Source organism: Adhaeribacter rhizoryzae, from assembly GCF_008629685.1.
Classification (GTDB): Bacteria; Bacteroidota; Bacteroidia; order Cytophagales; family Hymenobacteraceae; genus Adhaeribacter; species Adhaeribacter rhizoryzae.
Genome location: NZ_VWSF01000001.1, coordinates 67,302 through 91,621 on the forward strand (window position 1 = coordinate 67,302; position 24,320 = coordinate 91,621).

The window sequence follows — 24,320 nt, forward strand, 5'->3', positions numbered from 1 at the left end:
ATTCACCATAAATAAATTTAAGTAAACTATAGTATTATACCAGTCTATGACTTCACCCAAAGCAAATTCAAGACGTAAATTTTTTAAAACCTCTATTGCGGCTTTAGCTGGCATTACCATTGTTCCCCGCCATGTGTTAGGCGGGCCCGGTTACCTGGCTCCAAGCGACCATTTAACTAAAGGAATTATTGGGGTAGGTTCGATGGGGCGGGGCCACATTGAATACGCCGGTACCAAGGTGGTAGCTATTTGTGATGTAGAAAAGAAACACTTAAAGCTGGCGCTGGATAAAATTGGCAGCAACGTTAAAACCTTTGCGGATTATCGTGAACTAATACAACTGCCCGAAGTGGATATTGTGCACATTGCTACGCCGCCGCACTGGCACGGTATTATGGCCGCCGATGCGGCCCGGGCCGGTAAAGATATTTGGTGCGAAAAACCCATGACCCGCACCATTGGTGAAGGCAAACGGGTGGTAGAAGCCGTACAGCAGCACGGCCGTATTTTCCGGTTAAACACCTGGTTCCGCTTTTCCGATACTTTCTACGGCATGGGTACCACCGTTAAACCCATTAAAAAATTAGTAGAAAGCGGCTTATTGGGCTGGCCGTTAAAAGTAACCGTGGGTGCCACCACTGGCTACGACTGGAAATTTTACTGGGTAGGCAAAACCGACCTCGACCCGATGCCGGTACCCGACACCTTAGATTACGAAGCCTGGTTAGGACCAGCGCCTTACAAACCTTACAACGCGCACCGGGTACATGGCACGTTCCGGGGTTACTGGGATTATGATGGTGGCGGACTTGGCGATATGGGGCAACATTACCTCGATCCGGTGCAATATTTCCTGGGCAAAGACAACACCAGCCCGGTTTCAGTAGAAATTGACGCGCCGCAGCAGCACCCCGACGCCGTAGGAACCTGGCGCCGTATTACCTACACTTACGAAGATGGTTGCCAGATTATTCTGGACGGCGAAGGTAAAGATAAGGATGCCGCTTATATTGAAGGACCTAATGGTAAATTATACCCGGGTTTCCGCTCTACTATTCCGGATCTGGAGAAAAAATTAGCCGCTTTCCCGGACCCGCAGCCGCAGGTTACCGACTTTGTTGATGCCGTTAAAAACCGCAAGAAGTTTGCCCTGAACGAAGAAAACGGTCACCGTTCCTGTACTATTGTAAATATTGGTTTGGCTGCCTTAAAGCTGGGCCGCTCGCTTAAGTACGACCCGGTAAAGCAGGAATTTATTAACGACGAAGGCGCTAACCGGTTGATTAACCAGCCAATGCGGGCCCCTTTCCTGATTTAATAATTTGGTGCTGTAGAAATATTAAAGTTTGTACCCGATAAATTGCTTTACATGAAAAAAATATTTATTAATTGTTTGTGCCTGTTGCTGCTCACGGGACCCGTAGTGGCCCAGACAAAAACAGATAACCGTACCCTTACTACCCGCATTGCCGATGTGTTAGCCATGTTTCCGGCCAACGATGCTGCCCAGCTTAAAAATAACATGAACGAGATCAGCGCAATGGGCGAACCCGGTATTCTGGGAATGGCCAAAATGCTGGTTACCCCCGAAAAAGGCGATAATACCAAAATTGAATATGCCTTGGGTGGCTATTCTTATTATGTGTCGCAAGGGAACCAGGAAGCTTTACGCGCTACGGCCGCTAATGCTTATATAAAAGCGCTGGACGAGGTAACCGACCCGGTAAACAAAGCTTTTATTATTACCCAACTGCAAATGGTGGGCAAAGACGAGGCGGTACCCGCTTTAACTAAATTATTAACTACCGAACAATTTTGCGGTCCGGCTGCCCGGGCTTTGGTAAAAATAAATTCGCCGGCAGCTCAAACTGCTTTGCTTACGGCATTAAGAAGTGCCCAGGGCAATTGCCAGTTATCGTTTGTAGAGGCGCTGGGCGATGCCCGCGCTAAAGGAGCTGCAGCCGATATAAGCAAACTGGCTACCAACAGCAATCCTAACTTAAAAAAAGTAGCCCTTTTTGCGCTGGCTAATATTGGCGACCCTGCTTCGGAAGCGGTGCTGGCCAGCGAAGCCGAAAAAGCCGGTTTAATTTACCATAATGCCAATGCTACGGCCGCTTACCTGCGCTGGATGGAAACCATGCTGGCAGCCGGTAATAAAGACCAGGTAGGAAAAGCCGCGCAAACTTTATTAAGCAAAGCCACCCAGGATACCCAGTTGCATACCCGTATTGCTGCCCTTAACTATGCGGCAAGGGTACAAGGCGACAACAGCATGCCTTTGCTCTTAACCGCCGTAACCGATAAAAACCAGGCCTACCGGGTAGCTGCTTTAAAATACGCCGCTGCTTTAAAAGGCAGTGGCCAAACGCAACAGTGGTTAACTGCCCTGAAAAAAGCCGAACCCGCTGCTCAAGCCGACATTATTAACATGTTGGGTAATCAGCAAGATGCTGCCGCTTTACCAGCTATCACCAAAGCGTTAAAAAGTAAAAACCCGCAGGTAAAAATTGCCGCTATTACCGCCGCTGGTAAAATAGGTCAGCAGGAAGCTTTACCAGCCATTTTAAAAATAATGCGCAAAGGCGATTCGGCCGTGGTACAAGCTGCTCAATCGGCTATTTTAACCATGAAAGGCGAAAACGTAGTAACCCAGGTGGCAGCTGCCTTACCCAAAATGAAAACAGCGGGTAAAACGGCCTTGCTGGAAGTACTGGGTGCCCGCAAAGCTACCCCACACATAAACGTGGTGCTGGACCAAACCAAAAGCAAAGACCCGGTTGTAGAACTGGCTGCCCTGAACGCTTTGAAAAACATGGCTACCCAGGAGCATTTACCTGCTTTGTACCCGCTACTGGCCAGTGCCAATACTCCCGAAGAAGTAACTGCCGTGCAGGAAGGAATTTACAATGCATTAGCAGATGTAAAAGATAAAAATCAGCAAACCGATATTATTCTGGCGCAAATGGCCCAGGCCCCAGCCGATAAGAAAACCCTTTACTATAATGTGCTGGGCCGCATAGGAGGTAAAAAAGCCCTGCAAACCGTAGCGGCCGATTTTAAAGGTGGCGACGAAGAAATTAAAAAAGCCGCTTTCGCCGCTTTAGGCCGATGGAATGATTTTTCGGCGGCAAACGAATTAATAAATATTGCCCAGGCCAATATTGGTTCCCCTTATTTCGACCAGGCCTTACGCGCTTACGTGCGCCAGGTAAGTTCCGCTAAGTTTCCGGGCGAGCAAAAACTGCTGTTGTTAACCAAATCGCTGGATATTGCCCAAACCAACGAACAGAAGAATTTAATACTGCGGGAAGTAGGCCGCAGCCATACATATTTGTCGTTGTTAACCGCTGCTAAATATTTAGATGATGCCAGCTTACAGCAGACCGCGGCTACTGCCGTTTCGAATATTGCGCTGGGTAACAAAGAAATATTTGGCAACGATGTACGCGAGTACCTGAATAAAGCCATGAACGTAATGCGTGGCCAGGAGGTAGAATATACCAAAGCCAATATTCGCAAACACCTCGACGAAATGCCGAAAGATGCGGGCTTTGTATCGCTGTTTAACGGCAAAGATTTAACCGGCTGGAAAGGTTTGGTAGCCGACCCGATTAAGCGTTCGAAAATGGATGCCAAAACCTTGGCAACTGCCCAGGAAAAAGCCGATGAGCAGATGCGCCAGGACTGGGCCGTAAAAAATGGCGAAATCATGTTTGTAGGCAAAGGTTACGATAACCTGACGAGCATTAAAAAATACGGTGATTTCGAAATGCTGATAGACTGGAAAATTTACGACGATGGTAAAGGCGAAGGTGATGCCGGCGTTTACTTGCGGGGTACGCCGCAGGTGCAAATGTGGGATACCTCCCGCGTAAAAGTAGGCGCCCAGGTAGGTTCCGGCGGTTTATACAACAACAAAGTACACCCGAGCAAACCGCTTAAAGTAGCTGATAACCAACTCGGCGAATGGAACAACTTCCGGATATTAATGCAAGGCGACCGGGTTACCGTTTACTTAAACGGCGAGCTGGTAACCGATAATGTAATCCTGGAAAATTACTGGGATCGCAACATGCCTATTTTCCCCGAAGAACAAATAGAACTGCAGGCCCACGGTTCGCCGGTAGGTTACCGCAATATTTATATCCGCGAAATTCCCCGGCCAAAGCCTTTTGTACTAAGTGCCGCCGAGAAGAAAGAAGGTTATAAAGTATTATTTGATGGCACCAACATGCATGAGTGGATGGGCAACACCACCGATTACACCATTGCTGATGGCAACATGGTAGTAGACCCTAAGCCCGGCAGCCGCGGTAACTTGTATTCCAAAGACCAGTACAGCGATTTTGTTTTCCGGTTCGAGTTTAAATTAACTCCCGGCGCTAATAATGGTTTAGGCATCCGGGCGCCATTGGAAGGCGATGCGGCTTACACTGGTATAGAACTACAAATACTGGATAACGATGCCGATATTTACAAGAGCCTGGAAAAATACCAGTATCATGGTTCGGCTTATGGTGTTCTGGCTGCTAAACGTGGTTATTTAAAGCCAGTGGGCGAGTGGAATTACCAGGAAGTAATTGTAAAAGGCCCTAAAATTAAAGTTATTCTGAATGGTACTACCATCCTGGACGGCGACTTAACCGAAGCGCGTAAAAATGGCACGCTCGATAAAAAAGACCACCCGGGTATTCACCGCAATACCGGTCATATCGGTTTTCTAGGTCACGGTTCTAAACTGGCTTTCCGCAACATGCGGATTAAAGATTTAAGCAAAGACAGTAATAACAATCTAAAAGCACAACGTTAATTCAACTTCGGGAATACGCTTCCTGAAACCAACTAAATATTGCCCTGTATTTTGAAGCTTATCAGCCTTAATCTGATAAGTTTCAAACTACAGGGCTTTTTGATTAAAGGCCTCTCTTGTATTACGTTACAGTCAGAGTTTAAGTAACACGTTTCTTGCCGCCATCGCCTAAAGTTGCCAGCGTATACTAAATTGTGTTTATATATAAAAAGTTATATTTATAAGTATAGCAAAGCAACTGCATTTATTAAGGAGATGGGCTTTGCCCGAAAAAGTTAAGGGCATGTATAATTTACTTTAGGAGGTGTAAATTATTGATAAATAACCTGGTAAGTACTTTTTTGTAAATAATTCCGTATTTATTCTTTATTAATTTTTCAGCCTTATTCTTATTTATACCCGTAGAAGAAAGCTGTTTAGATTTTTTATCCTTAAAAAGTTAAATTTATGAAGAAAAGATGGATTTCAGCCGTAGCCGCAGCCTTACTGTTTCCTGCGACATTAGTACTAGCTGATAATAGCGATAAAGGTAAAGTGATTAACCAACCCGCTCAAACCACTGGTGGCTCCACTGCCGGCGGTACTACTGCGGGCGGAACAACTAGTGGTGGCACTACTGTTGGCACTACCACAACCGGTACTACATCGGGTACTACCGCCGGTAGAACCACTACTAGTACCACCAGTGGCATTACAGCTGGTACCAGAACTACGGCTGGCACTACCGCCGGAAGAACCACCACCGGTACCACGGCTGGAACAAGAGGCGGGCGAACTACTGTCGGGACAACTGTTGGTACTACCACTGGAACTAGAACAGGTACCACCACCGGAACCACCTCGGGTAGAACCACTACCGGGAGTACCAGCGGTACCACAACTGGCCGTTCAACCTCTGGAACGACAGCGGGCACTACAGCCGGTACTACCAGTGGAACAACCGCTGGAGGTAGAATGGGAACTACTGCCGGACGGACCACCACAGGCACAACGGCTGGCGGTACTACAACAACCGGTACAACTAGCGGCGGAACTACTTCCGGGGGGACTACCGCAGGAGGTGGAACTACCGGTGGACGGTAAGTAGAAAAGTTTGTTAATAGAAGAGGCAGTCAGGAATATTCTGGCTGCCTTTTTTAGATTTATTGATATTCTAAATCCTGTAAAACAGACTATTCTCTTTCGACAACAAATTAAAAATCCTTAAGTGGGGGCGAAAAGTAAATTAATGTCTGAATTGCCCTGGTTTAGCTCAGGAGCTAAATTTTCGCCAAATAAAAATCTATGCCTTTTGTAAAAATCTGGATTCATTTGGTATGGTCTACTAAAAACCGGGAGCCTTTCTTAACCAAAGAAATCCGGCAAAAAGTTTTTATGCCTATTCGGGAGAACGCCAATGAAAAGGGTATTTATATTGATTTTATAAATGGCCATATCGACCACGTACACTGCCTGATATCTCTAGGGGTAAGTCAGAACATAGCTACAATAATGCAGCTAATAAAAGGAGAATCTTCGTTCTGGATAAACAAAAACAACTTATGTGCGGGTAAATTTGAATGGCAGGAAGAATATTTTGCGGTATCGGTGAGTGAGTCTATGGTGGATAAGGTGCGAGATTACATCAAAAATCAAGAGAGGCATCATCAGTTTAAAACCTATGCAGAGGAGCAGGAAGACTTTAGGCGGATCTATGGTTTTGAAAAGTTGGGTTAAAGCTTTTAAAATAATCTGATTCCTCCATCTAAAGATGGAGGCAATTCAGGGGCGAGTAGATAAGCAGTATTTCCTGGGAAAATGAATGGCCACTAGCTTCAGCTAGTGGAAACAAAAAAGCCAGTTCAAACGAACTGGCTTTTCTATTAAAATAATATTTTTAAAACTTAAGCTTCAACTTCCTGGTCTTGGCTTACCAAGCTCAGATATTTACTCGTTTTCTCGTAAGCTTCAATTTTCTCCCGCAAATTCAACAAATAATCAATATCGTCGTAGCCGTTAATTAAGCAGGTTTTTTTGTACTGATTAATTTCAAACTTTTCCGAAATATTAGTACCAACGATAGTTACGGTTTGGGCTTCTAAATCTACTTCTAATTGCGTGTTTTTATCGGCAAAAATATGCTCGAAAACGGTAGCTAAGAATGATTCAGATACCTGTACCGGCAACAAGCCATTGTTCAGGGCATTGCCTTTAAAAATATCGGCGAAGAAGCTGGAAATAACTACTTTAAAACCGTAATCCGCAATGGCCCAGGCAGCGTGCTCGCGGCTGGAACCGCAGCCAAAGTTTTTGCCAGCCACTAATATCTGCCCGCTAAAATTTGGGTTGTTCAATATAAAATCTGGTTTGGGATTATTCTGGTTATCGTAACGCCAGTCGCGGAACAGGTTATCGCCGAAGCCGTCGCGGGTGGTGGCTTTCAGGAAACGTGCCGGAATAATCTGGTCGGTATCAATATCTTCTATGGGTAACGGAACAGCCGTTGAGGTTATCTTTACAAATTTTTCCATGATGTACTAAGCGTTTAACAATTCACGAACATCGGTTATTTTACCAGTAATGGCGGTAGCGGCGGCCGTAAGCGGACTTACCAGCATGGTGCGGGCACCGGGGCCCTGACGGCCTTCAAAATTCCGGTTAGAGGTAGAAACGCAATATTCGCCTTTCGGTACTTTGTCTTCGTTCATGCCTAGGCAAGCCGAGCAGCCTGGTTCGCGTAGTTCAAAACCGGCCTCTTTCAATATTACATCTAAGCCTTCGGCTTTGGCCTGGTTTTCTACCTGTTTCGAGCCCGGTACAATCATGGCGTTTACATTAGGGGCTTTGTGTTTGCCTTTTACAAAATCGGCTACTAACCGTAAATCTTCGATGCGGGAATTGGTACAGGAGCCAATAAATACGTAATTAACCGGCTTGTCAATTAAGGTGTCGCCGGCATTAAAGCCCATGTACGCCAAAGATTTTTCGAAAGAAGCTTTGCCGCTTTCTTCTTTTAAATCGGCTACGGTTGGAATATGTTCGGTTATTTTAATGCCCATGCCGGGGTTGGTGCCGTAGGTAATCATCGGCGTAATATCGGCAGCATCGTAGGTATATTCTACATCAAACGTAGCGCCTTCGTCGGTGAAGAGGGTACGCCAGTAAGCCACGGCTTCGTCAAATTTATCGCCTTTAGGGGCAAATTCTCTGCCCTTGATGTAGTCAAACGTAATATCGTCGGGGGCAATTAAACCACCACGGGCACCCATCTCGATGCTCATGTTGCAGATGGTCATACGGGCTTCCATGCTCAGGCTGCGAATAGCCGAACCGGCATATTCCACAAAATAACCGGTAGCACCACCCATCGATATTTTAGAAATTATGTACAGGATAATATCTTTGGAAAGCACACCGTTGGCCAGCTCACCTTCAATATTAATACGCATGGTTTTGGGCTTGCTTTGCATCAGGCACTGCGTAGCCATAACCTGCTCTACTTCCGATGTTCCAATACCAAAAGCAATGGTACCAAAAGCGCCGTGGGTAGAAGTGTGAGAGTCGCCGCACACGATGGTCATGCCGGGTAATGTAACGCCCAGTTCGGGTCCGATTACGTGTACAATACCCTGAAAGGGGTGGCCCAAACCGTAGAGTTCAATGCCGAATTTTTTACAGTTCTCGGTTAATTTATCTACCTGAAAACGCGATAGTGGCTCGGCAATGGGTAAATGCTGATCTTTGGTAGGTACGTTGTGGTCGGCGGTAGCCAATACGTTTTGCGGCCGGAACACCCCGATACCTCTTTTTTCCAGGCCGGCAAAAGCCTGCGGACTGGTAACTTCGTGAATTAAATGTTTATCGATGTATAATACATCGGGTCCTTCTTCGATGCTGGTTACGACGTGCGCATCCCAGATTTTCTGAAATAATGTTTTCTTATCGGATGTCATTACTAAATATTAGCTTTAATACCTGCCTTCTCTTTCTTCGTCTCAATTTTTTGGTAAAGTACGCCCAGGTGATCGTCATTTACAACCTTTACCTCATCTGCTAACACCAGGTAATCTTTATAAATTTCATCCAACTCGTCTTTTGAAATAAAGTAGCCCAGGTTTTCCATGCGGTGCTTTAAAGCGGCGCGACCACTGCGGGCGGTTAACACAATTTTAGAGTTATCAACGCCTACATCGTGCGGATCGATTACCTCGTACGTTTCGCGGTGTTTCAGGAAGCCATCCTGGTGAATACCCGAAGAGTGCGCAAAAGCATTATCGCCCACAATAGCTTTGTTCGGCTGCACGCGCATCCGCATCAACCTTGAAACTAAGCGGCTGACGGGGTAAATGCGTTTGGAGTTAATGCCGGTATTTAAGTCAAGCTCTTTGTGGCTCTTCATAATCATCACCACTTCTTCCAAAGAGGTATTACCGGCGCGTTCGCCAATACCGTTAATGGTACACTCAATTTGGCGCGCACCGTTCATCACGCCCGCTATAGAATTAGCCGTTGCTAAACCTAAATCGTTGTGGCAATGCACCGAAATAATGGCTTTATTAATATTTTTTACGTTTTCGCGGAGGTATTTAATTTTCTGACCGTAATCCCAGGGCAAAGTATAGCCGGTGGTATCCGGAATATTAACTACGGTAGCGCCAGCCGCAATAACGGCTTCCACCATCTGGGCCAGGAAAGGCAAATCAGCCCGGCCGGCATCTTCGGCGTAGAATTCAATATCTTCTACAAATTGCTTGGCGTATTGCACGGCCCACACGCCCCGCTCCAGTACATCTTCGCGGGTAGAATTAAATTTATGCTTAATGTGCATATCAGAAGCGCCAATGCCGGTATGAATCCGCTTGCGCTTGGCAAATTTCAACGACTCTACGGCCACATCTATATCTTCTTTCTTAGCGCGGGTTAAAGCACAAATAACCGGTTCTGAAACCGCTTTCGAAATTTCAACGATTGAAGCAAAGTCGCCGGGGCTGGAAATAGGGAAGCCAGCCTCAATTATATCAACGCCTAGTTCTTCCAGGGCTAGAGCCACCTCAATTTTTTCGCGGGTGTTAAGCTGACAACCGGGAACCTGTTCGCCGTCGCGCAGCGTGGTGTCGAAGATATAGACCTTGTCGTTCATGAGAATTGATCTTTATAATTTTAAAAATAAAAGCTTAATGGTAATATATTTTTACAAGTTACTAAGTTCAGCAGAAATTCTGAACAGAAATTTAGGTTTTTTGCTAAAATTGCGGCTTAAGCCTGCGAAATCAGGTAATCTTTTAAGGCTTCATAGTCAGCGCTCATCCGGATAGATTCTTTCTTTTTCTCCAGGTAGCCCTGTAAATTAAAGGGGATTTCTATTTTTTGATTGATAGTATCTTCTACTACATCAATAAATTTAGCCGGATGCGCCGTTTCCAGGAAAATACCAATCTGTTGTTCGTTGTTCGTTATTCGATCTTGCTCCTCGAAATATTTCTTTAAGGCGCCGTAACCAATGGCGCCGTGCGGGTCTAGTACGTAATCGTATTGCTGATAAACTTCCTGCATCAGTTGCCGGGTTTCGGCATCGGTAAAACTGTAACCAATTATTTCTTCCCGGATTTTCTCCAGCGAGTTGTCGTACATATCCATCAGGCGGGCAAAGTTGCTGGGGTTCCCAACATCCATGGCGTTAGAAATGGTATGCTCCGATGGTCGTGGGATAAAGAAACCGGTGTGTAAATATTCCGGCACAATATCGTTGGCGTTGGTGGCGGCAATAAATTTATGCACCGGTAAGCCCATGCGTTTAGCCAGCAAACCACCTGTAATATTGCCGTAGTTGCCGCTAGGCGTGGCAAAAACCACTTCGCGGCCTTTGTCTTTTACCTGCGCATAGGCATAATGGTAGTAAAACGACTGCGGGATGAGCCGGGCAATATTTATGGAGTTAGCTGAAGTTAACTGCATTTTCTGGTTCAGGTCTTTGTCGAGGAAAGCCTTTTTAACCAAATATTGGCAATCATCAAAAGTGCCTTCTATTTCTAAAGCGGTAATATTCTGGCCCAGGGTGGTAAGCTGTTTTTCCTGAATATTGCTCACTTTGCCGCTGGGGTAAAGAATAACCACGTTAATACCAGGTACGCCCAAAAAGCCGTTGGCCACGGCACTGCCAGTATCGCCGGAGGTAGCTACCAATACGGTAATCTGTTTCTGGCTGTCCTGGGTAAAGTGCGCCAACAGGCGCGCCATAAACCGGGCGCCTACATCTTTAAAAGCCGAGGTTGGGCCATGGAATAATTCCAGGGAATAAATATTATCGTGCACCGGCACCACCGGAATATCAAAATTCAGGCTGTCTTCTACAATCGTGCGCAAGTCTTCCCGGCTCATTTCATCCTTCAGCAAGGCGGTAGATACCTCTAAAGCAATTTCAGGCAAAGTCAGCTTCTGAGTATTTTCGAAAAAAGAAGCGGGCAATTGCGGAATGTGCGTCGGCATGAACAAACCGTTATCATCGGCCAGGCCTTTTACCACGGCTTCTTTTAAGTTAACTACCGGGGTTTGTTTATTGGTGCTGTAGAAAGACATTATTCAGTTGTAAGTTGTTAGTTATTAGCTGTTAGCCTTTAGGCATAACTGACCAAATATAAACTAAGGTTAATAATAAATTTATTCGTTTTCAGCGGGCATTAAAATTCCGCTGTTTCATTTTTTTGTATTAAGGGCGAACCGTTTTACTTTTTTACCGCAATAACTATTCCGGTTGCCCAAACTTGCTTGGTTAATATTAAATCTGCTCTTGTTTCTAAATAATTAATTAGGTTAACTGCTTTTTCCTGGTGCCCGTCGGGCCAGTTAGGCTGGGCTAGCATATCGTCTATAATATAAAGTCCGCCTTTGTTTAACATGGCTAAAACATCGTCCAGCAGCAGATATTTTCCGTGCCAGGTGTCCGCAAAGATATAATCAAATTTAGCATTTTTATTCTCGCTTACCCACTCACCACCATCAGTATGAATAAGGTTTAGCCGGTTATCATCCGCCAGAAATTCTTGCGCAATTTCCAGGAATTTTTTATCATTATCGATAGATAACAAGGAAGACGCATCATCCATCCCGTCGAGAATCCAGGCGGTGGAAAGCCCGGTTCCGGTGCCCAATTCCAAAAACTTACCTTTGGGTTTAGTAGCGGCCAGCGTACGCAGCAAAGAACAGGTTAACACATCGGAAGCCATGGTAAACCCCGAGGCTTGGGTCGCTTCGTCTATGGCTTTATACGCCTTCGGTAATGGTTGATTTATTTCTTCCGTCAATGGATTTGCTCTTTAAACAGCTTAGGGTAATTAGCTTATTGCTAAAGCACTTTTGGCCCTTGCTTGTTAATTTTACTTACGTAGCTGTGGTTCTCAATTTCAAACTGGCTGAAAGTTTTGGTCATTGCCTGCGCTACTCGTTGTGCCGTTTCCAGGGAACTACTCAGCGCAAACATAGACGGGCCGGAACCCGAAATACTGGCACCTAAGGCCCCGTTGGCCAGCGCCGCTTCTTTTACTTCATCGAAACCTGGTATCAGCATTGAGCGGATCGGCTCAATAATTACATCTTTTAGGGACCGGCCAATCAGCGGGTAATCACCTTTCATGAGGCCGGCAATTAAGCCGGCAATATTGCCCCACTGGGTTACCGCATCTTTCAGGGTAATACCTTTTCGCAATATTTTGCGGGCATCCTCGGTTTTTACTTCTATCTGCGGATGAATAATAGTGCAGTACAGTTCTTCCGGATAAGGAATCTGAATTAAATCGAGCGGGTCGTAGCTGCGTACCAGCACAAAACCACCCATAATAGCGGGGGCTACGTTGTCGGCGTGCGCCACACCGGCGGCCGCTTTTTCGCCCTGCATGGCAAACTGCACCAAATCGGTTTGGGCCAGCGGCCGGCCTAATAATTCGTTTACGGCAAAAACGCTGGCGGCCGCACTGGCGGAGCTGGAGCCAATACCGCTGCCGGGTTTTATTTTAGAATGAAACGTTATTTCAAAACCATCTTCTGAACCCAAATGCTCTAAATAAGCTTTAAGCGAAACTACGGCCGTGTTTTTATTTACATCGCTCGGGAAAACAGTATCTGCGGTTTTATTAATTACGGTAAATCCCGGCTCGTTCCGGCGGCGCACTTCTATTTCGTCGCCCGGACTTTCCAGGGCAAAACCCAATACATCAAAACCACAGGCCACATTGGCCACCGTTGCCGGTGAAAATACTCTGATACGCTCTTTCATTTATGTAAGCCAAAGGCTCCTGGCCCTGGTTAAATTATTATGCTAGGTAGAAAAAACTACCTTCTTATCCCTTTTAAGAAGGGAAACCTGATACTCTTTTTGGCGGCAGAATTATTTCAGCCTAAACTTTTAATAATACTTGCTGGCGCGAGCGTCCCGCTCGTGTCTATTTTCCTCTGGCCTCCGGCCAACAGTATTTCTATTTTTTTACAGGCCAGAGGCCTTATAAATTATAGACACGAGGCGGAGCCTCGCGCCAGTAATAGTATAAATTGCAATGTCTAATACCCTTACCAAACGACTTGTAGCTTACTTGCCATTAGCCCGGTGCCCCGCCTTAGCTAAGGAGGGGCAGGGGGTGGTTGGATAATTAATTCGCAATTCGGATAATATCGGCAAACACACCGGCCGCTGTTACTTCGGCGCCGGCGCCGGAACCTTTCACAATCAGCGGCTGCACTTTATAACGCTCGGTTGTGAACAGAATAATATTGTCGGAACCCGATACCGAATAAAACGGATGCCCTTTTTCTATTTCCCGTAATTCCACGCGGGCTTTGCCTTCTTCCCAGGCCGCAATTAAGCGGTAGCCTTTGCCTTGATTTTCCAGTTCGGCGCGTTGGGCTTCAAAGGTATTTTCGTAATCGCGCAAGTTTTGCCAGAATTCGTCCATCGGTCCATCTTGTAAGCAGTTGGCCGGTAAAAACGGCTTAATGGCTACATCTTCCAGTTCCAGGTTTTCGCCGGTTTCGCGGGCCAAGATCAATATTTTACGGGCCACGTCTTTGCCGCTTAAATCAATGCGCGGGTCCGGCTCGGCGTAACCCAGATCCATGGCTTCTTGTACCACGGTGCTTAGTTTTTTATCGGCACTTACGGTATTAAACAGGTAGTTCATGGTACCCGAGAAAATACCTTCAATCTTCAGCACGGTATCGCCGCTACGAATTAAATCGTTTAGGGTGCTAATAATTGGTAAGCCGGCACCCACGTTGGTCTCGAACAGGAATTTTACCCCCCGTTTGGCCGCCAGTGTTTTTAATTCTTTATAAGTATGGTAATTACCCGAAGCCGCTATTTTATTAGGCGTTACTACCGAAATGCTTTTATCGAGCAAGGTATTATAAACCGAGGCTACTTCGGCGCTAGCCGTGCAGTCCACAAAAATGGCGTTCGGCAGGTTTAGCTCTAATATTTTATCTACAAACGTGTCAATAGTAGAAGGCTGCGTCGAATTTCCGAGTGCTTCTTTGCAGGAGTCGAGCGGAATACCAGCTTCGTTGAAAATAGCGGTTTTGGAATTAGATAATCCGATTAACTTTAAAGCAATATTATGTCCTTTGTATAAATTAGCCGCCTGCCCGCTGATTTGGTCCATTAAGGTTGCGCCTACGGTGCCAGTACCCACTACAAACAAATGCAGGGTTTTGGTTTCCGATAAGAAGAACGACTCGTGCAACGTATTCAGCGCTTTTTCTTCGTCTTTTTTCTGGATAACGCACGAAATATTAAGCTCCGAGGTGCCCTGGGCAATGGCGCTGATGTTAATACCGTTGCGGCCCAAAGCACTAAATAATTTACCTGCAATACCGGGGGTGTTTCTCATGTTAGAACCCACCAGTGCCACAATCGCTAGGTTATTTTCTATCTGCACCTTATCTACAATACCCGCTTGCATTTCCAGCCGGAACTCTTCTTCCACGGTTTGTTGTGCCCGCGTAGCATCTTTCTGGTTAATGCCCACACTAATTGAGTGTTCCGAAGAAGCTTGCGTAATTAATATAACGTTAACGCCTTTCCGGCCCAGCGCCCCGAAGAAACGCATGGCAATACCCGAGGCACCCACCATGCCACTACCCGAAATAGTTAGCAAGGAAATTTGCTCGATTGAAGAAATACCTTTTACCGGGGCTTCGCTGGGACGCGGACTGTGGGTAATAAGCGTACCGAAAGCCTCTGGCGCAAACGTGTTTTTCAACCTGATCGGAATGCGGCGGCTCAGCGCCGGTTGTATGGTAGGCGGATAAATAATTTTGGCGCCAAAATACGAAAGCTCCAGGGCTTCTTCGTAAGACATTTCCTCAATCGGAATAGCATTTTTTACCCGGCGCGGATCGGCAGTCATCATGCCGCTCACGTCGGTCCAGATTTCCAGGCCCGAAGCTTCAATGGCCGCCGCAATAATAGCTGCTGTATAGTCGGAGCCGCCCCGGCCCAAGGTGGTAGTAGCGCCGTGTTTGGTGGTACCCACAAAGCCCGGTATTACCAGCAGGTTTTCGTTACCGGCAAAATAATTTTGAATATTCTGGTTAGTCAGTTCAAAGTTTACGCGGGCGTTGCCAAAATTATTATCGGTAATAATAAAGTTGCGATAATCAACCGCCGCCGCCGGTAAACCATTTTCTTTAAAAGCCTCGGCAATAATATACGACGATAAGCGCTCGCCAAAACTCAAGATAAAATCCAGGGTTTTTTGGCTGAGTTCTTTTACCAGGAAAACACCTTGCATAATGTCTTCCAGTTCGTTCAAGATAAATTTAACGTTGGCTACAATAGAGCTCTGGCGCTTGGCATGAATCAAATCTTTAATAGCAGCCAGGTGCCGGTCTTCAATTTTAATTAACTCTTGTTTAAAGCTGTCGTCGCCGCGCTCAGCCAGCCGGCTGGTGTGCAGCAAATGGTCGGTAAGGCCGCCAAATGCCGAAACAACTACTGCCAGTTGTTTAATAGAAGCATGCGACCGGACAATATCGAGCACCTTTAATATATTTTCAGGACTACTGACCGAAGAACCGCCAAACTTAAGAACTACCATGCGTTGTGTAAATATGTACGTTACAAAATTGGGTAATCGAAATTAACTTTTTAAATATTAGTTTAATAAGTTAAAATTTTCTGCTGTTGCCAAGGCTTATACAAGCCGGCAGCAAAAACCAGATTGATAAATTTTAAATATTGCCTCAGAAAGATTAACTTGTATTAAATATTTTAAAATTATTTAATCTAATCCCTTTCTGATTGGGTTTTGTGGGTGCCAATATGAAAAAATAGTACGGAAATTAAAATTTATATTTTGTTTTGTTCTGAATTATTAATTACTTAGCGGCCCAAAATAAACATTTACCGGACTAAGAAAAATAATGAACTTTCGTCACGTCATCCTAAGCCAGATTATTTTTAGCGTCATTATCGACGCTAAGCGGTTAATGGTGTGACTTTGTTTTTAAATATAAGATAAGCGCCATTCCCGAAAGAGTGGCGCTTTTTTTTAAATGTGCCGGTACGGAAATAGCATTAGTGTTAAATAAATTTTTAATACCCTAATTAAACCCATGAGTACAAAACTAAACCGATACAGCTACCTGGTTACCCAGGAAGAAACCAATCCGGCCGCTCAGGCCATGCTGCACGCCATTGGCTTAAACGATGCCGATTTGCAAAAAGCCCAGGTGGGTATTGTGAGTACCGGTTTCGACGGTAACCCTTGTAACATGCACCTGAACGACTTAGCCAAACTGGTTAAAAAGGGCGTTAACAGCACCGACGATGTATTGGGTTTAATATTTCATACGATTGGGGTAAGCGATGGCATTTCGATGGGAACGCCGGGTATGCGTTACTCGCTGCCGTCGCGCGATATTATTGCGGATTCTATTGAAACTGTAGTAAATGCCCAGAGCTACGATGGCGTAATTGCCGTAGTAGGCTGCGATAAAAATATGCCGGGTGCGCTGATTAGTTTTGCCCGTTTAAACCGCCCGGCCATTATGGTTTATGGCGGTACCATTGCGCCGGGTAATTACTGCGATGCGGCGGGTAAGTTCACCGATAAGAAATTAGATATTGTTTCGGCGTTTGAAGCGCTGGGCGAAAAATATGCCGGTACTATTTCGCCGGAGGATTTTAAAGGGGTTATTGAACACGCTTGTCCGGGTGCCGGGGCTTGCGGTGGTATGTACACGGCTAATACCATGGCTTCGGCCGCCGAAGCATTGGGTATTGCTTTGCCTTATACCTCATCTAACCCAGCCATTAGCCCTGATAAAAGCGAAGAATGCGTACAGGCGGGTTTGGCTATTCGGCAGTTGTTAGAAAAAGATATTAAGCCATTAGATATTTTAACCAAAAAGGCTTTTGAAAACGCCATGGTGGTAGTTACCATTTTAGGTGGCTCTACTAATGCGGTGTTGCACTTGCTGGCCATTGCCCGCACCGCCGGCGTAGATATTACCATCGACGATTTCCAGCGCATCAGCGACAAAACGCCTTTACTGGCCGATATGAAGCCGAGTGGCAAATACCACATGGAGCAGGTACACAAAATTGGTGGTATTCCAGCGGTTATGAAAATGTTATGGAAAGCGGGTTTATTGCACGGCGATTGCTTAACTGTAACTGGTAAAACCATAGCCGAAAACCTGGAAAACGTGCCCGATATGGCCGAAGGTCAGGATGTAATTATGCCGCTGGATAAACCGATAAAAGAAACCGGCCACATTCGTATTTTGTACGGCAATTTAGCGGAGCAAGGCGGGGTGGCTAAAATAACCGGTAAAGAAGGCGAAATATTTACCGGTACCGCCGTGGTATTCGACGGGGAGTTTGAGGCCAACGACGGTATTCTAGCTGGTAAAGTAAAAGAAGGCGATGTGTTGGTTATCCGGTACGAAGGCCCTAAAGGCGGACCCGGTATGCCCGAAATGCTAAAGCCTACTTCTTTAATTATGGGAGCCGGTTTAGGTAAATCGGTGGCTTTAATTACCGATGGCCGGTTCTCGGGTGGTACGCACGGTTTTGTGGTAGGCCATATTACCCCGGAAGCCCACGTGGGCGGCATGCTTGGTTTGCTGCAGGATGGCGATAAAATTACCATAGATGCGGTTAACAACCGGTTAGAAGTAGATTTAAGCGAAGAAGAAATTGCTCGTCGCCGGGCTGCCTGGCAGGAACGGCCGTTGCGCAAAACTTCCGGTATATTATATAAATACGCCAAAACGGTGTCGTCGGCATCGGAAGGTTGTGTTACCGATAGATAATTTACTTCGCTGATAATCAGAAATAAGTAAAAAAATAATTCTTCGGGATGGAATAATTATCTTTGTAAGATGGTTGATTAAATAAACTTAAGGTTAAAAGTCATGAGTGTAGCAGTAGAAATTAAGGAAAAGGAACCGAAAACCGAGCCAAAAAAGATGCTCGTTACCGGCGCGCAAGGTGTGTTACTGTCGTTGCTGGAAGAAGGGGTCGATACTATTTTTGGATACCCGGGTGGCGCTATCATGCCCATCTACGATGCACTCTATGATTTCTCCGATAGCCTAAAGCATTATTTGGTCCGGCACGAACAAGGCGGCGCACACGCAGCGCAGGGTTATGCCCGCATTACCGGTAAGCCGGGCGTGTGTTTTGCCACTTCGGGCCCGGGTGCTACCAATTTAATTACCGGTATTGCCGATGCGCAGATAGATTCTACCCCGATGGTTTGTATTACCGGGCAGGTATTCTCACATTTATTAGGTACGGATGCTTTCCAGGAAACCGATGTACTGGGCGTAACCATGCCGGTTACCAAATGGAGTTACCAGGTAACCCGCGCCGAAGAAATTCCGGAAGCCATTGCCAAAGCTTTTTACATTGCCACCTCCGGCCGGCCTGGTCCGGTACTGATAGATATTACCAAAGATGCGCAGAATGCCACCTTTGAGTTTAATTACAAAAAGTGGAAAAAAATTGCCAGCTACTTCCCGGTACCTAAATTAAAACAATCGGAAGTAGTTGCGGCGGCCGAATTAATTAACCAGGCTAAAAAGCCATTTGTTATCTGGGGCCAGGGCGTTTTGTTGAGCCATGCCGAAGAGGAATTTAAAGCCTTTATTGAGAAAGCGGGCTTACCAGCGGCTTGGACCATTTTGGGTTTATCAGGATTGGAGACCGAACACCCGCTGAACGTGGGTATGCTGGGCATGCACGGCAATTACGGCCCTAACCTGAAAACCAACGAGTGCGATGTGCTGATTGCGATTGGTATGCGTTTCGACGACCGCGTAACCGGCGATTTAAAACGTTATGCCAAGCAGGCTAAAATTATTCATATCGAAATAGATCAGGCCGAAATAAATAAAAATGTACACGCCCATGTTGCCGTAAATGCCGATGCCAAAGAAGCTTTGCAGGCCTTGTTGCCATTAGTAGAGCAACGGGAGCATAAAGAATGGGTACAAAGCTTTTTCGACTGTTATAAAATAGAGTTCGATAAAGTCATTCGGGAACAATTGTTTCCCAACACGCCCGGTTTGCAAATGGGCGAAGCCGTTCGAATTATTTCGGAATTAACCGAAGGCAAAGCGGTGTTAGTAACCGACGTAGGGCAGCACCAGATGGTGGGTATGCGCTACTATAACTTTAAAGAAACCCGCAGCAATATTACTTCGGGTGGCTTGGGAACGATGGGCTTTTGTTTACCGGCGGCCATGGGGGCTAAAGTAGGCGCGCCCGATCGCCAGGTAATTGCAGTAATCGGCGACGGTGGTTTCCAGATGACCATCCAGGAATTGGGTTGTATTTTCCAGTACCAAATAGGCGTTAAGATTGTAATTCTGAACAACAATTTCCTGGGCATGGTACGGCAGTGGCAGCAACTTTTCCACCATAAACGCTACTCGTTTACCGAAATGGTGAACCCCGATTTTGTAGGAATTGCCAAAGCTTACGGCATTGCCGGCAGCAAAGTAACCGAACGTGAATATTTGCAAGGACATATAAAAGAAATGCTGGCGCACGATGGCCCTTATTTGTTAGAGGTTGTAGTGGAAAAAGAAGAGAACGTGTTCCCAATGGTACCGGCCGGCGATTCAGTAGCTAATATCCGGTTAGATTAGTAGGTATCTTTAATATTTTAAATAATAAATAAGCACAAACAGCCGGTTTGTTTAAAGCTAAAAATTAAGGGTTACAGGTAACTAACAACCTGTAACCTTTAACGCTAACCTTTAACCCAATACCGGCAACAGTAAGAAATATAGCAGCAATGGATACAGCGCCCAATTATTCCGATTCAGAAGAAAGAACTTATACCATATTTGCCTTTACGGAAAACAAAGTAGGTCTGCTGAACCGGATAGTCATTATTTTTACCCGGCGTCATATAAATATCGAAAGCTTAACGGCCTCTGAGTCGGAAGTGCCGGGCGTTTACCGGTATACCATTATTATCCGGGCGCGTTACGAGCAGGTAGAAAAGCTGGTGAAGCAGATCTCCAAACAGGTAGATGTCCTGCGCGCCTCTTTTTACCCGGAAGACGAAACCGTATTTCAGGAAATGGCGCTTTATAAAATCCCGATGACTTCGCTTATTAGCGGCCACGAGGTAGAAAAAATAGTGCGCGATAGCTACGCCCGTATTTTAACGGTAGACCCGCAATATATTATTATTGAGAAAACCGGTCACCTGGAAGAAACCAAAGCTTTATTTGAGCAACTGAAGCCGTTTGGTATTTTGCAGTTCTCGCGCTCGGGCCGGGTAGCAATTACCAAGCACATGAAAGATCTCAGCACATATTTAAGAGAACAGGCTGAGGCGCATTTATAATTAACAGATTACGGCAATGCTGGTACCGTTATAATATGAAGCAAAGTTAGAGCTGAATATTACTGGAAAGTAAACGGTAGCCAGGAAAACAAAAACTAAGGAAAAATCACTAATTAATAAAAAGTAAAACAATGGCAAAAATTAACTTCGGCGGAACAGAAGAAAACGTAGTAACCCGTGAAGAATTCCCACTTGACAAAGCCCGGGAAGTACTGAAAAACGAGACAATCGCAGTATTAGGTTACGGCGTACAAGGTCCTGGCCAGGCACTAAACCTACGCGACAATGGCTTTAACGTAATTGTTGGTCAGCGTAAAGATTCTAAAACCTGGGAAAAAGCCCTGAAGGATGGCTGGGTAGAAGGTGAAACGTTGTTTGAGCTGGAAGAAGCTTGCGAGCGTGGTACTATTCTGCAATTCTTACTTTCTGATGCCGGCCAAATTGCAGCCTGGCCTATGGTACAAAAAGCCCTGAAACCAGGTAAAACCCTTTACTTCTCGCACGGTTTCGGTGTTACTTTCAGCGACCGGACCGGTATTGTACCGTCTAAAGATGTTGATGTAATTCTGGTAGCACCTAAAGGTTCTGGTACCAGCTTACGCCGCATGTTCCTGGAAGGAAAAGGTCTGAACTCCAGCTTTGCCATTTACCAGGATGCTTCTGGTAACGCCCGCGAAAAAGCGGTTGCTTTGGGTATTGGTGTTGGTTCTGGTTATTTATTCGAAACTGATTTCAAAAAAGAAGTATATTCTGACTTAACCGGTGAGCGTGGTACTTTAATGGGTGCTTTAGCTGGTATCCTGGAAGCGCAATACAACTTGCTGCGCAAAAAAGGTCACTCGCCATCTGAGTCTTTCAACGAAACCGTAGAAGAATTAACCGAAAGTTTAATTTTATTGGTAGCGGAAAATGGTATGGACTGGATGTATGCTAACTGCTCTACTACTGCCCAACGTGGTGCGTTAGACTGGAAAAACAAATTCCGCGATGCCGTAGCTCCGGTGTTTGAAGAATTATACGAAAGCGTAGCTACCGGCGAAGAAGCCCAGCGCTCTATCGATACCAACAGCCAGCCAGATTACCGCGAGAAACTGGATGCGGAATTAAAAGAACTGCGCGATTCAGAAATGTGGCAGGCAGGTGCGCAAGTGCGCAAACTGCGTCCGCAGAATAACTAATACATATAAAGTTTAAAGCTATGAGGCCACAGTAACAGAAGAAGGAAACCCGTATTCTGTAACTGTGGCCTTTTGGTTTATTTAAAATAGTAAAGAAATGTCAGAAGTAGTGCAGGCAGTTGTAAAAGATAAAGTAAGTGTAGCGGGCATACAAGCTGCTGAAGAAAGATTAAAGGAAGTAGTGGTGCGTACGCCGCTTATCCGGAGTATGAATTTATCGGAGCGGTACGAAGCAAATATTTACCTGAAGCGGGAAGATTTGCAGGTAGTGCGTTCTTATAAACTACGCGGGGCTTACAATATTATGAAAAGCCTTACTGCAGACCAATTACAAAATGGTGTAGTTTGTGCCAGTGCTGGTAACCACGCCCAGGGAGTAGCTTATTCGTGCCACCACATGGGTATTAAGGGACATATTTTTATGCCGATTACCACGCCTAATCAAAAAATTAAACAAGTACAGTTATTTGGCCGCGAACACGCCGAGGTAGTGCTGGTAGGCGATACCTTTGATGACTGTTATTACGAAGCACTAAAGTTCTCCGAGCAGCATCAAATGGCGTTTATTCATCCCTTTGATAACCCTAAGGGGATTGAAGGGCAAGGCACCGTGGGTGTAGAGATTCTGGACGACATGAAAGGGCCGGTAGATTTACTAATTGTACCGGTTGGCGGTGGCGGTCTGGCCGCTGGCGTGTCTACTTATTTTAAAGCGATGAGCCCCCAGACCAAAGTAGTGGGGGTGGAGCCGGCTGGTGCGCCTTCCATGAAAAAATCGCTGGACGCCGGTCAGAAAGTAACCCTCGACCAGATTGATAAGTTTGTGGATGGGGCGGCGGTAAAATCGGTAGGGGACTTAACTTTCCAGATTTGCCGCGAAAACCTGGACGATATGCTAACCATACCCGAGGGTAAAATCTGTACCACCATTTTGCAGCTTTACAACGAAGAAGCCATTGTGGCCGAACCGGCTGGTGCTTTATCTATCGCGGCTTTAGACTTCTTTAAAGACGAAATTAAAGGCAAAAACGTGGTTTGTGTGGTAAGCGGTGGCAACAACGATATTACCCGTACCGAAGAAATAAAAGAGCGCTCGTTGCTGTACGAAGGCCTGAAGCATTACTTTATCGTAAACTTCCCGCAACGCGCCGGCGCCCTGAAAGAGTTTGTAAACGATATTCTGGGCCCCACCGACGATATTACCCACTTTGAGTATACCAAGAAAAACAGCCGTGAAAAAGGCCCGGCCTTAGTTGGCATTGAGCTAAAAAACCGCGACGATTTTGAGGCGCTGGTAAAGCGCATGGCCGATCGTAACTTTAACTGCGAATACATTAACGACCGTCCAGAATTTTACCATTTTATTATTTGATTGCTTTTTAAAGTTTACAGGCAGCGTTTATCTCTTTCTATTAATATTGTCTGTTTTTCTGGTATCTGGATAAAGCAGGAAGCCCAAATGCTTAAGTAGCCCAGTGTTAATATTTAACGCTGGGCTTTTTGTTTATTAATCTACACCCTTACGTAATGGGTACAGCCCAGCAGCAGGGCTTTTGCGTTAGAATATTTTAAGGGCATGACCAGCCAATAATATTCAATCTCTTCGTGTGCTTGCTGGTTATTGGCTTGCTTTTCATTGTACTATAATCTTATCTATAACAAGCCTGTTTTCAAAGTTTTGAGAAACTTTCCCATCAATTAAAGCGGAACTAAGTTGGCTTTTAAAATATTAAATTACTTATATTATTGATTTAATAATTATAGGATGTGTTTCCAAATGATGGAATAAAATTATATAAATTGAATTATTAAATATTTTAGTAAAATATAATTAAAAATAGTAAGATATTTCCTAATAATTAGTAAAATAGCTAAATAGCTATTTAAAAACAATTTTACTAAATATTTGATTTGTGTAAATTATATTATTTGAATGTATGTTTAATAATTATGGATGTGCTGTAATTAGAAAAGGTAAATTGTACTTAATGTATTTTAATAAAGTACTTTTTGTAAATTTTTAATAAAATTGTATATAGTTAAATTTTAATATATATCTTTGAATCAGTAAAACAACTAATAAAGATTAAAGGGATATGTTTAAAATTCTGTTGGCTGAGGACGATAAATTTAACCAGAGTTTGGTAGCAAAAGTTACAGATGATTTTGGGTTTGACTTAGATATTGCCGAAGACGGACAAGCTGCTATAAATAAATTAATTCAGAACGAGTACGATTTAGTGCTGATGGATATTGAAATGCCGATTATGAATGGGTATGAAACTACAAGCTATATTCGTTCTAAAATGGGAGCCAAAAGTAATATTCCTATTATAGTCGTTTCGTGCAAATCCGATTTGGGCGAAGCGGCTAAATGTATGTTGCTGGGGGCAAACTCGTATATGTCTAAACCATTCAATTCTAATGACCTCTTATCCGAAATAAATACTTTGTTTTTATAATAAGCGATAGTAGTAAAACACACGTATTTGG

Annotated in this window: 17 protein-coding genes; 10 read left to right on the top strand and 7 right to left on the bottom strand. The window is 45.0% G+C overall.

Annotated features, from left to right (window positions below; all coding sequences use genetic code 11):
- The first annotated feature begins 46 nt into the window (after positions 1 to 46).
- The 4 genes from F0145_RS00240 (at position 47) to tnpA (ending at position 6,529) form a co-directional block, all read left to right on the top strand.
- The gene (locus tag F0145_RS00240) at positions 47 to 1,318 is read left to right on the top strand and encodes a Gfo/Idh/MocA family oxidoreductase (RefSeq protein ID WP_150086063.1); all 1,272 of its coding nucleotides are present in this window, start codon (positions 47 to 49) and stop codon (positions 1,316 to 1,318) included.
- Positions 1,319 to 1,369: 51 nt separating this feature from the next.
- Complete coding sequence (locus F0145_RS00245; RefSeq protein ID WP_150086064.1) at positions 1,370 to 4,813, top strand: DUF1080 domain-containing protein; 3,444 nt, start codon at positions 1,370 to 1,372, stop codon at positions 4,811 to 4,813.
- Positions 4,814 to 5,260: 447 nt separating this feature from the next.
- Positions 5,261 to 5,896, top strand: coding sequence for a hypothetical protein (locus tag F0145_RS00250; protein ID WP_150086065.1), 636 nt, complete (start codon positions 5,261 to 5,263; stop codon positions 5,894 to 5,896).
- 201 nt (positions 5,897 to 6,097) lie between these two features.
- The gene (gene tnpA, locus F0145_RS00255; RefSeq protein WP_150086066.1) at positions 6,098 to 6,529 is read left to right on the top strand and encodes an IS200/IS605 family transposase; all 432 of its coding nucleotides are present in this window, start codon (positions 6,098 to 6,100) and stop codon (positions 6,527 to 6,529) included.
- Between the two features lie 167 nt (positions 6,530 to 6,696).
- On the opposite strand, the gene leuD is transcribed toward tnpA, so the two are convergent.
- The 7 genes from leuD to thrA all read right to left on the bottom strand — a co-directional run bounded on the left by leuD (position 6,697) and on the right by thrA (position 15,876).
- Positions 6,697 to 7,323, bottom strand: a complete 627-nt coding sequence (gene leuD, locus F0145_RS00260) for a 3-isopropylmalate dehydratase small subunit (protein ID WP_150086067.1) — start codon at positions 7,321 to 7,323, stop codon at positions 6,697 to 6,699.
- Positions 7,324 to 7,329: 6 nt separating this feature from the next.
- On the bottom strand, positions 7,330 to 8,745 hold the full coding sequence (gene leuC, locus F0145_RS00265) for a 3-isopropylmalate dehydratase large subunit (RefSeq protein WP_150086068.1): 1,416 nt from the start codon (positions 8,743 to 8,745) through the stop codon (positions 7,330 to 7,332).
- 2 nt (positions 8,746 to 8,747) lie between these two features.
- Positions 8,748 to 9,932, bottom strand: coding sequence for a 2-isopropylmalate synthase (locus F0145_RS00270; protein ID WP_150086069.1), 1,185 nt, complete (start codon positions 9,930 to 9,932; stop codon positions 8,748 to 8,750).
- A 116-nt stretch (positions 9,933 to 10,048) separates the two neighbouring features.
- Entirely contained in the window at positions 10,049 to 11,368 is a 1,320-nt protein-coding gene (gene thrC, locus F0145_RS00275) for a threonine synthase (RefSeq protein WP_150086070.1), read from the bottom strand.
- 146 nt (positions 11,369 to 11,514) lie between these two features.
- Positions 11,515 to 12,093, bottom strand: a complete 579-nt coding sequence (locus tag F0145_RS00280; protein ID WP_190277439.1) for an O-methyltransferase — start codon at positions 12,091 to 12,093, stop codon at positions 11,515 to 11,517.
- A 41-nt stretch (positions 12,094 to 12,134) separates the two neighbouring features.
- A complete protein-coding gene (locus F0145_RS00285; RefSeq protein ID WP_150086071.1) occupies positions 12,135 to 13,061 on the bottom strand; it encodes a homoserine kinase in 927 nt (308 codons plus the stop codon).
- A 370-nt stretch (positions 13,062 to 13,431) separates the two neighbouring features.
- Positions 13,432 to 15,876, bottom strand: coding sequence for a bifunctional aspartate kinase/homoserine dehydrogenase I (gene thrA, locus F0145_RS00290; protein ID WP_150086072.1), 2,445 nt, complete (start codon positions 15,874 to 15,876; stop codon positions 13,432 to 13,434).
- Positions 15,877 to 16,393: 517 nt separating this feature from the next.
- On the opposite strand from thrA, the gene ilvD reads away from it, so the two are divergent.
- The 6 genes from ilvD (at position 16,394) to F0145_RS00320 (ending at position 24,289) form a co-directional block, all read left to right on the top strand.
- Positions 16,394 to 18,097 (top strand): dihydroxy-acid dehydratase, encoded by a 1,704-nt coding sequence (gene ilvD / locus F0145_RS00295; protein WP_150086073.1) that lies wholly within the window; start codon positions 16,394 to 16,396, stop codon positions 18,095 to 18,097.
- 102 nt (positions 18,098 to 18,199) lie between these two features.
- Entirely contained in the window at positions 18,200 to 19,939 is a 1,740-nt protein-coding gene (gene ilvB, locus F0145_RS00300; protein ID WP_150086074.1) for a biosynthetic-type acetolactate synthase large subunit, read from the top strand.
- A 149-nt stretch (positions 19,940 to 20,088) separates the two neighbouring features.
- A complete protein-coding gene (gene ilvN / locus F0145_RS00305; protein ID WP_150086075.1) occupies positions 20,089 to 20,649 on the top strand; it encodes an acetolactate synthase small subunit in 561 nt (186 codons plus the stop codon).
- A 131-nt stretch (positions 20,650 to 20,780) separates the two neighbouring features.
- Positions 20,781 to 21,827: a ketol-acid reductoisomerase gene (gene ilvC, locus F0145_RS00310; protein ID WP_146904533.1), complete on the top strand. Its 1,047-nt coding sequence runs from the start codon at positions 20,781 to 20,783 to the stop codon at positions 21,825 to 21,827.
- A gap of 97 nt (positions 21,828 to 21,924) precedes the next feature.
- A complete protein-coding gene (ilvA, locus tag F0145_RS00315) occupies positions 21,925 to 23,199 on the top strand; it encodes a threonine ammonia-lyase IlvA (protein WP_150086076.1) in 1,275 nt (424 codons plus the stop codon).
- 724 nt (positions 23,200 to 23,923) lie between these two features.
- Positions 23,924 to 24,289, top strand: coding sequence for a response regulator (locus F0145_RS00320; protein WP_150086077.1), 366 nt, complete (start codon positions 23,924 to 23,926; stop codon positions 24,287 to 24,289).
- Positions 24,290 to 24,320 lie beyond the last annotated feature (31 nt).